The sequence below is a fragment of the Acinetobacter oleivorans DR1 genome, from assembly GCF_000196795.1.
GTDB classification, from domain to species: domain Bacteria; phylum Pseudomonadota; class Gammaproteobacteria; order Pseudomonadales; family Moraxellaceae; genus Acinetobacter; species Acinetobacter oleivorans.
Genome location: NC_014259.1, coordinates 791,417 through 807,847 on the forward strand (window position 1 = coordinate 791,417; position 16,431 = coordinate 807,847).

The 16,431-nt window shown below is 39.4% G+C and carries 12 protein-coding genes; 11 read left to right on the plus strand and 1 reads right to left on the minus strand.

Going from position 1 to position 16,431, the window contains the following annotated elements:
* Nucleotides 1-3 precede the first annotated feature (3 nt).
* The 8 genes from sdhA to sucD all read left to right on the plus strand — a co-directional run bounded on the left by sdhA (nt 4) and on the right by sucD (nt 10,878).
* A complete protein-coding gene (gene sdhA / locus AOLE_RS03815) occupies nt 4-1,839 on the plus strand; it encodes a succinate dehydrogenase flavoprotein subunit (protein WP_013196983.1) in 1,836 nt (611 codons plus the stop codon).
* A gap of 14 nt (nt 1,840-1,853) precedes the next feature.
* Nucleotides 1,854-2,564 (plus strand): succinate dehydrogenase iron-sulfur subunit, encoded by a 711-nt coding sequence (locus AOLE_RS03820; protein WP_003655458.1) that lies wholly within the window; start codon nt 1,854-1,856, stop codon nt 2,562-2,564.
* A 283-nt stretch (nt 2,565-2,847) separates the two neighbouring features.
* Nucleotides 2,848-2,976, plus strand: coding sequence for a hypothetical protein (locus AOLE_RS03825; protein WP_002116082.1), 129 nt, complete (start codon nt 2,848-2,850; stop codon nt 2,974-2,976).
* 157 nt (nt 2,977-3,133) lie between these two features.
* Nucleotides 3,134-5,974, plus strand: a complete 2,841-nt coding sequence (locus tag AOLE_RS03830) for a 2-oxoglutarate dehydrogenase E1 component (protein WP_013196984.1) — start codon at nt 3,134-3,136, stop codon at nt 5,972-5,974.
* A complete protein-coding gene (gene odhB, locus AOLE_RS03835; RefSeq protein WP_005310070.1) occupies nt 5,974-7,164 on the plus strand; it encodes a 2-oxoglutarate dehydrogenase complex dihydrolipoyllysine-residue succinyltransferase in 1,191 nt (396 codons plus the stop codon). The genes AOLE_RS03830 and odhB overlap by 1 nt, the downstream gene beginning before the upstream one ends.
* Before the next feature lie 61 nt (nt 7,165-7,225).
* Nucleotides 7,226-8,659, plus strand: a complete 1,434-nt coding sequence (lpdA, locus tag AOLE_RS03840) for a dihydrolipoyl dehydrogenase (RefSeq protein WP_005310073.1) — start codon at nt 7,226-7,228, stop codon at nt 8,657-8,659.
* Nucleotides 8,660-8,806: 147 nt separating this feature from the next.
* A complete protein-coding gene (gene sucC, locus AOLE_RS03845) occupies nt 8,807-9,973 on the plus strand; it encodes an ADP-forming succinate--CoA ligase subunit beta (protein WP_003655470.1) in 1,167 nt (388 codons plus the stop codon).
* A 14-nt stretch (nt 9,974-9,987) separates the two neighbouring features.
* Nucleotides 9,988-10,878, plus strand: a complete 891-nt coding sequence (gene sucD / locus AOLE_RS03850; RefSeq protein ID WP_003655479.1) for a succinate--CoA ligase subunit alpha — start codon at nt 9,988-9,990, stop codon at nt 10,876-10,878.
* A gap of 405 nt (nt 10,879-11,283) precedes the next feature.
* On the opposite strand, the gene trpS is transcribed toward sucD, so the two are convergent.
* Nucleotides 11,284-12,297: a tryptophan--tRNA ligase gene (trpS, locus tag AOLE_RS03855; protein ID WP_004789430.1), complete on the minus strand. Its 1,014-nt coding sequence runs from the start codon at nt 12,295-12,297 to the stop codon at nt 11,284-11,286.
* 207 nt (nt 12,298-12,504) lie between these two features.
* Here trpS and AOLE_RS03860 point away from each other — a divergent pair, with 207 nt between their 5' ends.
* From AOLE_RS03860 to AOLE_RS03870, 3 genes are all read left to right on the plus strand, one after another.
* A complete protein-coding gene (locus AOLE_RS03860) occupies nt 12,505-13,434 on the plus strand; it encodes a DUF808 domain-containing protein (protein ID WP_013196985.1) in 930 nt (309 codons plus the stop codon).
* Nucleotides 13,435-13,460: 26 nt separating this feature from the next.
* Nucleotides 13,461-14,360: a KPN_02809 family neutral zinc metallopeptidase gene (gene ypfJ / locus AOLE_RS03865; protein ID WP_005310083.1), complete on the plus strand. Its 900-nt coding sequence runs from the start codon at nt 13,461-13,463 to the stop codon at nt 14,358-14,360.
* A 242-nt stretch (nt 14,361-14,602) separates the two neighbouring features.
* Complete coding sequence (locus tag AOLE_RS03870) at nt 14,603-16,105, plus strand: cation:proton antiporter (RefSeq protein WP_013196986.1); 1,503 nt, start codon at nt 14,603-14,605, stop codon at nt 16,103-16,105.
* Nucleotides 16,106-16,431: the final 326 nt, after the last annotated feature.

The window sequence follows — 16,431 nt, forward strand, 5'->3', positions numbered from 1 at the left end:
ATCATGGGCGCGATAACCCCTAAAGAAGATTATTCAAATATTCAAAACCTCACTTTCGATGCAGTTATCGTTGGTGGTGGTGGTTCTGGTATGCGTGCATCTTACCAACTTGCTCAAGCAGGTTTGAAAGTTGCAGTACTCACTAAAGTTTTCCCAACACGTTCGCACACTGTAGCTGCTCAAGGTGGTATCGGTGCGTCGTTAGGTAATATGCAAGAAGATAACTGGCATTTCCATTTTTACGATACAGTAAAAGGTTCTGACTGGTTAGGTGACCAAGACGCAATTGAGTTTATGTGTCGTGAAGCACCAAAAGTTGTATATGAACTTGAACACATGGGTATGCCGTTTGACCGTAACGCTGATGGTACAATTTACCAACGTCCGTTCGGTGGTCACTCTGCTAACTATGGTGATAAACCAGTTCCACGTGCTTGTGCTGCTGCGGACCGTACAGGTCATGCATTATTGCACACGCTTTATCAAAGCAACGTGAAAATGGGTACTCAATTCTTCGTTGAGTGGATCGCTCTTGATTTGATTCGTAACGAAGCTGGTGATGTTCTTGGTGTAACAGCAATTGACCAAGAAACTGGTAACATTTCAGTATTCCAAGCAAAAGCGACATTATTTGCTACTGGTGGTGCTGGTCGTGTTTACCGTGCATCAACAAATGCTTATATCAACACTGGTGACGGTCTTGGTATGGCTGCTCGTGCTGGTATTCCATTACAAGATATGGAATTCTGGCAATTCCACCCAACGGGTGTTGCGGGCGCTGGTGTATTGTTGACTGAAGGTTGTCGTGGTGAAGGTGCAATCCTTCGTAATAAAGACGGCGAACCGTTCATGGAACGTTATGCACCTACTTTAAAAGACTTGGCTCCACGTGACTTCGTTTCACGCTCTATGGACCAAGAAATTAAAGAAGGTCGTGGTTGTGGTCCAAAAGGTGATTATATCTTACTTGATATGACTCACTTGGGTGCTGATACAATCATGAAGCGTTTACCATCTGTATTTGAGATTGGTAAAAAATTCGCGAACGTTGACATTACAAAAGAAGCGATTCCTGTAGTACCAACAATCCATTATCAAATGGGTGGTATTCCTACGAATATGCATGGTCAAGTGTGCTTACCTGAAGCGGGTACAGACAACTACACTAAACCTGTAAAAGGTTTCTATGCAATTGGCGAATGTTCTTGTGTATCAGTACATGGTGCAAACCGTTTAGGTACTAACTCACTTCTTGACTTGGTTGTATTTGGTAAGGCTGCTGGTGAGCACATTATCGATTACGTAACTAAGCATCATGGTGATGAATATGCGCCACTTCCAACAAACGTATTAGAGCAAACTTTGGATCGCGTACGTAAGTTGGATGACTCAACTTCTGGTGAAAATGCTCAAGAAGTTGCTGATGCAATTCGTGATATCGTTCAAGATCACGCTGGTGTATTCCGTACTCAAGCATTGCTTGATAAGGGTGTAAAAGAGATCCTTGCTCTTGAGCCACGTGTACGTAATATCCACTTAAAAGATAAATCTAGAGTATTTAACACTGCACGTGTTGAAGCGCTTGAAGTTGAAAACTTGTATGAAGTTGCAAAAGCAACTCTGATTTCAGCTGCTGCGCGTAAAGAGTGTCGTGGTGCGCATACTGTAGTTGATTATGAATTACCAGCTGATCACCCAACTTATTCATACGGTCGCCGTGATGATGAGTGGATGAAACATACGTTATGGTATTCATCAGATAACCGTTTGGAATATAAGCCAGTGCGCTTCAAACCGTTGACTGTTGATGCAATTCCGCCAGCACCACGTACATTCTAATCGGGAGTATAAAGATGAGTAGAGGTACTCGTACATTCGAAATCTACCGCTATGATCCTGATAAGGATAAAGCGCCGTACATGCAAACTTTCAAGCTTGAATTGACTGACAAGCACCGTATGTTGCTTGATGCATTGCTTGCGTTGAAAGTTCAAGACGAAACGTTAACATTCCGTCGCTCTTGCCGTGAAGGTATTTGTGGTTCGGATGGTGTGAATATCAATGGTAAAAATGGTTTGGCTTGTTTAGAAAACCTAAATGATTTACCAGAGAAAATCGTAATTCGTCCGTTACCAGGTTTGCCGGTAGTTAAAGATTTGGTTGTTGATATGAACCAATTCTATGATCAATATGACAAGATTCAGCCATTCTTGATCAATAACCAACCAGCTCCACCTAAAGAGCGTTTACAATCTCCTGAAGAGCGTGAACACTTAAACGGTTTATATGAATGTATTCTTTGTGCATGTTGTTCAACTTCATGTCCATCATTCTGGTGGAACCCTGACAAGTTCTTGGGTCCTTCAGCATTGTTGAATGCATACCGTTTTATTATTGATTCTCGTGATACTGCTACTGCAGACCGTTTGTCTCGTCTTGACGATCCATTCAGTTTGTTCCGTTGTAAAGGTATCATGAACTGTGTGTCAGTATGTCCTAAAGGTCTAAACCCTACAAAAGCAATCGGTCACATCCGTAATATGCTATTAGATCAAGCGGGTTAATTCTGCACAAATAGAGAACGCACATCCTTGATGTGCGTTTTTTTTTAACTTTATAATGTAAACTTTAGACTTTGGTCGAAAAAGATGAGGTTTTTATATATTGCACCATATATTAAAAGATAAAATCGCATATGTATTTCGCCAATTTATAGGTGGTATGTGTCAAAAAAATCAATCGTTCGTTAAGAACATGATACGATTTGCCACAAAGTTATAGGTGAAAAAAGCGTATACTAGTGAAATTAATTTAAGTAGCACAATCTTAGATCTGTGCTTAATTTTTATGGTTAAAGTCATTTTAGAAAAGTTAATTTTAAAGTTAATTTTTCTAAAAAGATTTGCAAAAAATTGCTCGGTTTTAATCGAGTATAAGGTGAGTGATGATGCCATTGAGGGTGTTGTGATTCATTAATTACCTATGGAGTTTCCTCTCTAGGTAGTATGACGCCCCATGGTCTTAAAGACCTGTTGGGTAAGTAATGCCTTTTTTACCAATTTGGCATTATGCATCATGGGTGTGCTTAAAAGGCAGCCTGTAATATTTTTTGCAATAGGAAATGGGTCCACAAATGCAAGAAGTTGCTGACGCATTGCGTCTTGACACTGAACTTTCCGCTGATAGTGCAGCGTATATTGAAGAACTTTACGAGCAGTACCTGTCTTCCCCAACCTCTGTAGCTGAGGACTGGCGCCAATATTTCGATAAATATCCAAAGGGTGACCAACCACACGGCGCTGTGCGTGAGCAATTCCTATTACTAGGACGTAATGCTAATCGTGTTCAACCTGTTGTACAAAGTACGGTAAGTACTGAGCATGAACGTCGTCAAATTGGCGTTTTACAACTTATTGCTGCTTATCGTAATCGCGGACATCAAAAAGCTAAGTTAGATCCATTAGGTCTTGCTAAGCGTGAAGATATTCCAGATTTAGAGCTTTCAGCTCACGGTTTAACCAAATCAGATCTAGACACAGTATTCAATACCGGTAATCTTGAGATCGGTAAGAGCGAAGCGACGCTTGCTGAAATGATTGAAGCAATGGAAGCAATCTATTGTGGTTCAATCGGTGTTGAATATATGCATATCGTGGACACAAAAGAAAAGCGTTGGATTCAACAACGTCTTGAAAGTGTTCGTGGTCAGCTTAATTTTACAAATGATCAAAAGAAAGGGTTCCTGGAGCGTTTAACCGCTGCAGAAGGACTTGAAAAATACCTAGGCAATAAATACGTTGGTGCTAAACGCTTTGGTGTAGAAGGTGGTGAATCTTTTATTCCTATGGTGAATGAAATCATTCAACGTGCTGGTGCTGTTGGTTGTAAAGAAGTTGTTATTGGTATGCCACACCGTGGCCGTTTAAACCTTCTTGTTAATATTATGGGTAAAAACCCTGCAGACTTGTTTGGCGAGTTTGAAGGCAAAGCTATTCATAAGAAAGGTTCTGGCGACGTTAAATACCATCAAGGTTTCTCAAGTAATGTAATGACTCCTGGTGGCGAAGTTCACTTGGCATTAGCATTTAACCCATCTCACTTGGAAATCGTTGGTCCTGTAGTCGAAGGTTCTGTGCGTGCACGTCAAGTGCGTCGTAGAGACATCGGCGGTGATGATGTATTACCTGTGATTGTTCATGGTGATGCTGCATTTGCAGGTCAAGGTGTGAACATGGAAACCTTCCAGATGTCACAAACTCGTGGCTATACGGTTGGTGGTACTGTACACATTATCGTGAACAACCAAGTTGGTTTTACAACTTCTGATCCACGTGATGCGCGTTCTACTGAATATTGTACTGACGTTGCAAAAATGATTCAGACGCCAATTTTCCATGTGAATGGCGATGATCCTGAAGCAGTAATCTTTGCTACTCAATTAGCACATGATTTCCGTCACGAATTCCGTAAAGACGTAGTACTTGACTTGTTCTGTTACCGTCGTCGTGGTCATAACGAAGCAGATGAGCCGTCTGGTACACAACCATTGATGTATCAAGTGATTGCTAAAAAAGCAACAACTCGTACACTCTATGCAGATCAACTTGTTCAAAACAAAGTAATTGATCGTGCTGAAGCAGACCAAATGGTTGAAGATTACCGTGCTGATTTAGAAGCGGGAAACCATGTGGCAAATGCTTTAGTGCTTGAACCAAATACAAAAATGTTTGTTGATTGGACACCTTATTTGGGCCATGACTACACAGACGATTGGGATACTTCATTTGACTTAAATCGCTTAAAAGAATTAGGCGAGGGCATGAGCAAACTTCCGGAAGGATTTGTTATGCAGCGTCAAGTGCAAAAAGTAATTGAAGATCGTGTGAAAATGCAAACTGGTGAAACTGCATTGAACTGGGGGGCTGCTGAAACTTTAGCTTACGCAACCTTGATCGATGAAGATTACCTTGTTCGTATTACTGGTGAAGACGTTGGGCGTGGTACATTCTCGCACCGTCATGCAAAATTGCATAATCAGGTAGATGGCTCAACGTATATTCCACTTTGTCACGTTAAAGAAAACCAGCCTCGTTTTGCAATTTACGATTCTTTATTATCTGAAGAAGCGGTTCTTGCATTTGAATATGGTTATGCAACTACAATTCCTAAGAGCTTAATTATTTGGGAAGCACAATTTGGTGACTTCGTAAACTGTGCTCAGGTTGTAATTGACCAGTTCATTGCTTCTGGCGAGACTAAGTGGGAACGAGTTTGTGGTTTAACAATGTTGTTACCACACGGTTTCGAAGGTCAAGGTCCAGAGCATTCATCAGCTCGTTTAGAACGTTTCTTACAGTTATGTGCTGAAGATAACATGCAAGTGATCACTCCAACGACACCTGCACAGATTTTCCATGCATTACGTCGTCAAGCTGTACGCCCAATTCGTAAGCCATTGATCGTAATGTCACCGAAATCTTTACTTCGTCATAAACTTGCTACTTCTACTTTAGAAGAGCTTGCAAATGGTTCATTCCAAACTGTAATTGACGAAATCGACCAAATTAACAAGTCAGATGTAACTCGTCTTGTACTTTGTGGTGGTAAAGTTTATTACGACTTACTCGAAAAACGTCGTGAACAAAACTTAACTAACGTCGCAATTGTACGTATTGAACAGTTATATCCATACCCAGAACAACGTCTTGCGGAAATCTTAGCTGCATATCCAAACGTGAAAGAACTTGTTTGGGCACAAGAAGAGCCGAAGAACCAAGGCGCTTGGTTATTTATCGCACCGCGTTTATACGACGATATCTTAAAATCTGGCAAACAAATCCGTATCAGTTTTGCAGGTCGTGAAGCTTCTGCTGCACCAGCTTGTGGCTCACCGTACTTGCATGCAAAACAACAAGCTCAGCTAATTAATGATGCATTGGCAATCGAAGCTGAACAATCAGGAGATTCTCAATAATGGCAACCGAAATTAAAGCACCGGTATTCCCAGAGTCTGTTGCAGATGGAACCATCGCAACTTGGCACAAAAAGGTGGGTGAACCTGTATCACGTGACGAAGTGATCTGTGATATTGAAACCGACAAAGTTGTTTTAGAAGTGGTTGCTCCTGCAGATGGTAGCTTAGTTGCAATCATTAAAGGTGAAGGCGATACAGTTCTTTCTGACGAAGTGATTGCTCAGTTTGAAGCTGGTGCTGGTGCGGCAGCTGCTCCTGCAGTAGAGCAAGCAGTTGCTCAAACTCAAGCTGGTGCAGCTCCTGTTGTTGAGCGCACTGAAGCTGTATCTGGTCAAGCTCCTGCAGTTCGTAAAGCTTTGTCTGAAACAGGTATTGCTGCTGCTGACGTACAAGGTACTGGTCGCGGTGGTCGTATCACTAAAGAAGATGTAGCAAACCATCAAGCTAAACCAGCTGCTAACGTTACTCCGTTAAGCGTAGCTGTTGGTGAGCGCATCGAAAAACGCGTTCCAATGACTCGTTTACGTAAGCGTGTAGCTGAGCGTCTTCTTTCTGCAACTCAAGAAACTGCAATGTTAACTACATTTAACGAAGTTAACATGAAGCCAATCATGGAATTGCGTAAGCAATATAAAGATGCGTTTGAAAAACGCCATGGCGCTCGTTTGGGCTTCATGTCATTCTTTGTTAAAGCTGTAACTGAAGCACTTAAACGCTATCCTGCGGTAAATGCGTCAATTGATGGCGACGATATTGTTTATCACGGTTACTATGACATCGGTGTTGCAGTATCTTCTGATCGTGGTCTTGTTGTACCAGTATTACGTGATACTGATCGTATGAGCTACGCAGAAGTTGAAGCTGGTATTGGTGCTTATGCTGCTAAAGCACGTGACGGTAAATTATCTATCGAAGAAATGACTGGTGGTACTTTCACTATTACTAATGGTGGTACTTTCGGTTCATTACTTTCAACTCCAATTTTGAATCAGCCGCAAACTGGTATCTTGGGTATGCACAAAATCCAAGAGCGTCCTATGGCTGTAAATGGTCAAGTTGAAATCTTGCCAATGATGTATTTAGCGCTTTCTTACGACCACCGTATGATCGATGGTAAAGAAGCAGTAGGTTTCTTGGTAGCAATCAAAGAATTGTTAGAAGAGCCAGCTAAACTCATCCTTGATCTTTAATTTCTTCGAATAATATTACCGAGATAGAGTGATCCTCTATCTCGGACCATGGAGATAAACAATGTCTCAACAATTTGATCTTGTTGTTATTGGCGGTGGTCCTGGTGGTTATGAAGCTGCAATTCGTGCTGCTCAACTAGGTTTTAAAGTCGCTTGTATCGAAAAACGTATTCACAACGGTAAGCCATCTTTAGGTGGTACATGCTTAAACGTAGGTTGTATCCCTTCTAAAGCATTACTTGACTCTTCACATCGTTATGAAGATACAGTGCATCATTTAGCTGATCACGGTATTACTACAGGTGAAGTGAATTTTGATCTTGCTAAGCTTCTTGCTCGTAAAGACAAAATTGTTGACCAATTAACTGGTGGTATCGATCAATTGCTTAAAGGCAATGGTATTGAGTGGTTAAAAGGTACTGGTAAATTACTTGCTGGTAAAAAAGTTGAGTTTGTTTCACACGAAGGTGAGACTCAAGTTTTAGAACCTAAATACGTAATTCTTGCGTCTGGTTCTGTACCTGTAAATATTCCAGTAGCTCCGGTAGATCAAGATATTATTGTTGATTCAACTGGCGCATTAAACTTCCCAGAAGTACCTAAACGTTTAGGTGTTATTGGTGCTGGTGTAATTGGTTTAGAACTTGGTTCTGTTTGGCGTCGTCTTGGTGCTGAAGTTGTTGTATTTGAAGCAATGGATGCATTTTTACCAATGGCTGATAAAGCTTTGGCAAAAGACTACCAAAAACTTTTAACTAAGCAAGGTCTTGATATTCGTATTGGCGCTAAAGTTGCTGGTACTGAAGTTAATGGTCGCGAAGTGACTGTTAAATACACTCAAGGTGGCGAAGAAAAAACTCAGACTTTTGACAAATTAATCGTTTGTGTAGGCCGTAAAGCTTATGCAGAAGGTTTATTAGCTGATGATTCAGGCATTAAATTGACTGAACGTGGTCTAGTTGAAGTAAACGATTACTGTGCAACTTCTGTAGAAGGTGTATATGCGATTGGTGACTTAGTTCGTGGTCCAATGCTTGCTCATAAAGCAATGGAAGAAGGTGTAATGGCTGTTGAACGTATTCACGGTCATGCAGCTCAAGTGAACTACGACACAATCATTTCTGTTATCTATACACATCCGGAAGCGGCATGGGTTGGTTTAACTGAAGAACAAGCTAAAGAAAAAGGTCATGAAGTTAAAACTGGTCAATTCGGTTTTGCTGTAAATGGTCGTGCTTTAGCGGCGGGTGAAGGTGCTGGTTTTGTTAAGTTTGTTGCTGATGCAAAAACTGACCGTTTATTAGGTATGCATGTCATTGGACCTGCTGCATCTGATATCGTACACCAAGGTATGATCGCTCTTGAATTTGTATCTTCTGTTGAAGATCTTCAGTTAATGACATTTGGTCATCCAACATTCTCTGAAGTTGTTCATGAAGCTGCACTTGCTGTAGATGGTCGTGCAATTCACGCGATTCAACGTAAGCGTAAATAAAATAAAGAGCGGTTCTCCGCTCTTTTTCACATTTGATGGTGTGATTAAAAAAACATCAAGGTGATAGAGGTAGACAGCAATTTGCATATACAACATGAGAATGTTGCGCAAATTGAAGACAACAAACAAAGTTAAGTAGGTAACTAAATGAACTTACATGAGTATCAAGCTAAAGCGTTATTGAAAGAATATGGTATGCCGGTACAAGAAGGTATCTTGGCAACCAATGCAGACGAAGCAGTTGCTGCATTCGAACAGCTTGGTGGTAAATTCGCTGTAATGAAAGCGCAAGTTCATGCTGGTGGTCGTGGTAAGGCTGGTGGCGTTAAAGTTGCAAAATCTAAAGAAGATGTTATCGAGTTTGCAAATAACATTATTGGTACTCGTCTTGTAACGTATCAAACAGATGCAAATGGTCAACCAGTAAACAGCATTATTGTTGCTGAAGACGTATACCCAGTTGAGCGTGAGCTTTACTTGGGTGCGGTTGTAGACCGTTCTAGTCGTCGTATTACTTTCATGGCTTCTACAGAAGGTGGTGTAGAAATCGAGAAAGTTGCAGAAGAAACTCCAGAAAAAATTATCAAAGTTGAAGTTGACCCATTAGTTGGCTTACAACCATTCCAAGCGCGCGAAGTTGCGTTTGCTTTAGGTTTGAAAGACAAGCAAATCAGCCAATTTGTTAAAATTATGGCTGCTGCTTACCAAGCATTTGTAGAAAATGACTTTGCATTATTCGAAATTAACCCACTTTCAGTTCGTGAAAATGGCGATATTTTATGTGTAGATGCAAAAGTTGGTATCGACTCTAACGCGCTTTACCGTTTACCTAAAGTTGCTGCTTTACGTGACAAATCTCAAGAGAATGAGCGTGAATTAAAAGCATCTGAATTTGATCTTAACTATGTTGCTTTAGAAGGTAACATCGGTTGTATGGTTAACGGTGCTGGTCTTGCAATGGCAACTATGGACATCATTAAACTTTATGGTGGTCAGCCTGCAAACTTCCTTGACGTTGGTGGCGGTGCAACTAAAGAGCGCGTAATCGAAGCGTTCAAAATCATCCTTGCTGATACATCTGTACAAGGTGTTTTAATTAACATCTTCGGTGGTATCGTACGTTGTGACATGATTGCTGAAGCGATTATTGCAGCGGTTCAAGAAGTAAACGTAACTGTTCCAGTTGTTGTTCGTTTAGAAGGTAACAACGCTGAGTTAGGTGCTAAATTACTTGATGAATCTGGTTTGAAATTAATTTCTGCGAACGGCTTGTCTGATGCCGCAGAAAAAGTTGTAGCTGCAGTTAAAGCGTAAGGGGAGTATCAATCATGAGCGTATTAATTAATAAAGACACTAAAGTATTGGTACAAGGTTTTACTGGTAAAAACGGTACTTTCCACTCTGCACAAGCTTTAGACTACGGTACAAAAGTTGTTGGTGGTGTTACTCCAGGTAAAGGTGGTACTACTCACCTTGACTTACCAGTATTCAACACAATGAAAGAAGCTGTACGTGAAACAAATGCAGATGCATCTGTAATTTATGTACCAGCTCCATTCGTTTTAGATTCTATCGTTGAAGCGGTTGATTCAGGTGTTGGCCTAATCGTTGTGATCACTGAAGGTGTTCCAACAATCGACATGCTTAAAGCAAAACGCTACTTAGAAACTAACGGTAACGGTACTCGTTTAGTTGGTCCTAACTGCCCAGGCGTGATCACTCCAGGCGAATGTAAGATTGGTATTATGCCTGGTCATATTCACCAACCAGGTCGTATTGGTATCATCTCACGTTCAGGTACATTGACTTATGAAGCTGTTGCTCAAACAACTAAGCTTGGTTTAGGTCAGTCTACTTGTATCGGTATTGGTGGTGACCCAATCCCAGGTATGAACCAAATCGAAGCTCTTCAATTGTTCCAAGACGATCCAGATACTGATGCAATTATCATGATTGGTGAGATCGGTGGTACAGCTGAAGAAGAAGCTGCTGAATTCATCAAATCTAACGTGACTAAGCCTGTAGTAGGTTACATTGCTGGTGTAACTGCACCTAAAGGTAAGCGTATGGGTCACGCTGGTGCGATCATTTCTGGTGGTCAAGGTACTGCTGAAGAGAAATTCGCTGCATTTGAACGCGCGGGAATGGCTTACACTCGTAGCCCAGCTGAGCTTGGTTCAACAATGTTGCAAGTTTTAAAAGAGAAAGGTTTAGCTTAATCGCTTTATCCTGAATCTTAAAAAACACCGCATCTGAAAATGATGCGGTGTTTTTTTATCTATTAAAAATAAGTAATCAAGAAAATAAAATTTCTAAAGAAAACTAAATATTTAAGCAAAAAAATACGCAATGATTGGGGTGATCATTGCGTAGAACAACGAATCTGTAAAAACAGTTTCGGTTTAAGGAGAAATGTCGTGAGGTTCATATCATGTAACCTACATGATGAATAATAGAGATAGTTAAGAAATTCTTCATCGCTATTAGCGTTAATAAGTGTTACTTCACGTTAATAGGGTAAAAGCATGTGAATAGTCGTCAATACATTAGTAATTCTAAAAAATTATGCTATGAATAAAATAAGCATAAAAAAAGCCCCGAAGGGCTTTTAGTTTTTAAAGGAATTAGAATTTAAATAATCCTAAACCGTCTTTAACTTCATCTAAGGTTTGTTGAGTAATAAGACGACACTTATCTGTACCTTGACGTAAAACATCCATAATGTAGTCAGGATCTTTAGCAAGTTCTTCACGACGTTCACGGATAGGGCTAATCAATTCTTTCAAAACACCTTCAAGACGTTTTTTAACAGTTCCATCACCTAGGCCGCCGCGACGATAATGTGCTTTTAACTCCTCAACTTCTTCTTTATTTGGGTCAAATGCATCTAAGTAAGTAAATACAATATTTCCTTCAACCTGACCTGGATCTTCAATGCGAAGATGATTTGGGTCGGTATACATCGCATTTACAGCTTTTTTAATGTCTTTATCAGAAGCATTTAAAACAATGGTATTACCTAATGATTTAGACATTTTTGCCTTGCCATCAAAACCAGGTAAGCGTGCCATATTTGAAAGCAAAGCTTTACATTCAGGTAAAAGGTCTTGGCCAATCTGACGGTTTACTCGACGTACGATTTCATTGGTTTGTTCAATCATTGGAATTTGATCTTCACCCACTGGAACCACAGTCGCTTTAAAAGCAGTAATGTCTGCGGCTTGTGCAACAGGGTAGCAGAGGAAACCAGCTGGAATGTCACGCTCAAAACCGCGCATTTGAATCTCAGACTTAATGGTCGGGTTACGCTCTAAGCGTGCAACCGTCACGAAGTTAAGATAGAGCATAGTAAGTTCATTCAGTGCTGGTAAGCATGATTGAACGCAAATTGTGGTTTTTGTTGGATCAATGCCTACAGCTAAATAATCTAGAGCAACTTCCAAAATATTGCGACGGACTTTATCTGGGTTATCTGCATTGTCTGTTAAGGCTTGTGCATCTGCTAACAAGAGATGTTGATGATGGCTATCCTGTAAACCTACACGAGAACGCAAAGAACCGACAAAATGCCCAAGATGAAGTTGTCCGGTTGGGCGGTCGCCTGTCAAAATAATTGGACGCTGATCAACATTACTCATTATTTATTCCACTGTCTTATTGGCTTAATCAGGGGTAGTAAGCCCTGCAATATAAAAGATTGGCATTATTGTACGGGAAATAAAAAAAATTCGTCAGCGATTGGTTAAACTTTTCTTAAAATAATATTGTGAATTTATTCAGTAAAATTACAGAAATTGAAAAAAATCATCTTACAATAGCCTAATAAATACAAACTTGGATAAGAAATGGCAAGTGGCTTACTTTTATTACTAGATGATATTGCAACAATTTTAGATGATGTTGCTTTAATGAGCAAAATGGCAGCAAAGAAAACTGCTGGTGTTTTAGGCGATGATTTAGCTTTAAATGCGCAACAAGTTACAGGTGTGCGTGCAGATCGTGAAATACCTATTGTTTGGAAAGTGGCTAAAGGCTCATTTGTTAATAAACTTATTTTAGTTCCTTTAGCATTGTTGATTAGTGTGGTTGCGCCTTGGCTGATTAATCCACTCTTAATGTTGGGAGGTTTATTTTTGTGTTATGAGGGGGTGGAGAAAGTACTTCATACCATTATGCATAAAAAGCCCTCTACATCTGAAGAAGCAAAAGCAGAATTTGATAGTGAAGAATTAGATTTAGCAAATTTTGAAAAAGAAAAAGTAAAAGGAGCCGTTCGAACAGATTTTATTTTATCTGCTGAAATTGTTGTTATTTCTTTAGGTACCGTAGCTACAGCCAGTTTAATGACTAAGGTAAGCGTACTCAGTATTATTGCTATTGTTATGACAATTGGTGTTTATGGCTTAGTCGGCATGATTGTTAAGATTGATGATTTGGGATTATATTTAACTAAGCAAACTACCTCGTTTAAGCAAACTATAGGTCGAGGTTTATTAGCTTTTGCACCTATTTTAATGAAATTACTTTCAATCGTAGGCACCATTGCAATGTTCTTAGTTGGTGGCGGGATTATTAATCATACGATTCCACTACTTCATCACTTAACTGAAAACACCGTGGATCATGTAGAAACAATACCAGCAGTAGGCAATATTATTGGTGCTTTAACACCGACGCTAATTAACTTTGGAATAGGGCTGGTTGCGGGTGCAATTGTTCTATTAATTGTAAGCTTAATACAAAAAATGTGGCCAAAAAAAGCATCGGGTTCATGATGCCATTCTAAAATAAGAGGGAAATTATGCGCTGGAAAGGTCGTCGAATTAGTACCAATGTGGAAGACCGTCGAGGTGGTGGCGGTGTTAGAGCAGGTGGTATCAGCATTATTGGTTTGGTTGTTGCATTTGTTGCGTGGAAGTTTTTTGGGGTTGATCCACAACAAGCTTATCAGGCAACTCAGCAAGTCACTGCATCACAGCAGTCAAATGCAACTGCACCAGAAAGTTTAACACCCGAGCAAAAAGAAGCCTCTGATTTTGTTGGAACTGTTTTGGCTGATACAGAGGATACGTGGACTCCTATATTTAAACAGTTAGGTAAAACATATACGCCACCAAGATTGGTGTTATTTAGTGGGATGATTCAATCTGGATGCGGTACTGCTCAATCTGCAATGGGACCATTTTATTGTCCAGCAGACCAGAAGGTTTATATTGATACAGAATTCTTTAAAGATATGCGTCAGCAAATGGGAATTTCTGGTGAGCAAAACCAAACTGAACTTTCAAGACAAGATCAGGCAGGCGATTTTGCTCAAGCTTATGTGGTTGCGCATGAGGTAGGGCACCATGTTCAAACCTTGCTTGGTATTTCTTCACAAGTACAACAAGCCCGTGCACAAGCGAGCCAAAGAGAAGGTAATCAATTATCTGTTCGTCAAGAATTGCAAGCCGATTGTTTAGCTGGTATTTGGGCGAGTCATAATCAGCAACGTACTCAATTTTTAGAGCAAGGTGATATTGAAGAAGCGATGGATGCTGCTCAAAAAATTGGAGATGATTATTTGCAGAAACGCTCTACTGGTCAGGTTGTTCCAGATAGCTTTACACATGGTAGTAGTGAACAGCGAATGCACTGGTTCCAGGTTGGTTTAAAAACTGGCGATATTAACCAATGCGATACTTTTAACAATCCAGTTTAATCTTTTCTAGGATGAGTCTTGTTAAACATATTTAAGAAGCTCATCCGTTTTTCTTTAGATCATAACTATAAATAATGTTAAGAAATTTAACAGAGTGATAGATTGTTCAATCAATTCGTTAAACTTGTGTCCTAATTTCTGTTTTTTATGATTATGGCATTCTTTATGCCAGTTTTTTATTAAGTTTGGTCGATCTAACAAAGTTTCTCTTATTTGGTCGTTGACCCAGAAGAAGGGTATTCATGGGTAATTTTTTTCTACTACAAGCATTCACAGTGGTTTTTGCGCTATCAATCGCAACCACGATCTTTAATAAGCGCATTTTAGGCTTTCCTCAGGCTATTGGTGTGCCGCTGGTCTCAGCAATTTTTGTCTTTATTTTGCAATGGGGCGCAAGCCTGCTAAACGGTAACCAGTTTATTACCATTAATATTCATAATATTGAAGAAGCCGTGCGCCATATCGATTTTTATGATTTTTTAATTAATGGTGTCATCTGTTTTATTTTAACTTCTTCAGCACTTAAATTTAAAATTTCTGATTTAAAAAGTTACTGGAAGCAAATTAGTATCTTGGCCACCATTGCATTAGTCATTTGCGCCGTTTTATTTGGTGGATTGCTCTACGGATTCCAACTTCTGGTTGGATATCATGTGCCAATTCTGGTGCTTTTACTTTTAGGTGCAGCTTTAGGGGCAACAGATCCTATTGGTATTAAAGGTGTACTTAGTTCGATCCGTGCACCGCATCATTTGATCGTTAAGCTGGAAGGTGAGTCACTATTTAATGATGCAATGTGTATTGCATTATTTATGACCTTACTCAATGTTTTACAGGGTGAACATTTCTCGTTGATGGCGACACTAGAAGCTCTACTCTATGAAATTGTTGTTGCGGTCGGGATTGGTTGGGCATTTGGGGTAGGGGTGTTGCGTCTATTACGTGGTAAACACGAAATGGAGTCCCTGATTTTGACAACAGCTTTGCTTGCGAGTGGAGCATATTTAGTGGCTTTGTTTGCCCATGCATCAGCACCGATTGCCTGTGTAATAGGTGGTTTAATTGTTGGAAACAAATGGAAAGAAATACGAGAAGAGCAAGAGATTCAAGAAGTTAATCATTTTTGGCATACCGTAGAAGGAATCATCAACTCATTCTTGTTTACTTTAATTGGTCTAGAGTTATTTATTCTTGATTTAAACTTTAGCCTAATTTTAGGCGGTATTGTTGCGTTCTTTATTCTACATATCTCTCGTTTTGCAGCCAACTTCATGGCTTTTGCCTTTTTCCCGAATATGCGGAAAATGAAAAGTTATAATGGTAGTTTAACCATTTTATCTTGGGGTGGGGTACGAGGGGGGATTTCACTTGCATTGATTTTGGCGGTTGCCAATATTCCTGCATTAAGTCCTTATAGCAGTATTCTGATTGGCTATACTTTTATTAGTGTGTTGTTATCAGGCATTGTATGTGGTCTAGGCCTTCCAGCTGTGATGAATGCTTTCTATTACAATCCGAATGAAGAAACCGAAGGTTTAAAAGGTCTCTATCAACGACTGTGTCATAAGATGAATCGAAGAGGCTTTCAATATATTGTTGGAGAGGATGCACTGGGTAGAGAAACAATTACCGTTTTTAATCCTGATATTCTGGTTGACCAAAAAACAGAAGATGGAATTGCAACAATGCATGACCCGAATAAGTTACAAGAAGTAAAACGTTTTGAGAGCCCGGATAATTTCTAAATATTTGCAGTTTTAAATTTTATATAAGATTTACAAATTAGGTTTTAGTGTAATAGTGAAATATTACCTAAAGCCTTTTTTTTCTATATATATCATTAATAATATATTTTATTTTATTAAGATATTAATAATTGTTATATGAATATTTTAATTAAATGACATTTCAACAAATGGTAAATATAAAAAAAGAAATTTGTTTTATATATAAAACATTTAAAGAAATTTTCTCTTAAATTAACACAAGATAAACTCAAAGAAGACTTATATATAATTTCTATTAATTAAAATTTTTTCTTTAGGTACTTTAGTATTTGTTTTTTTTATTT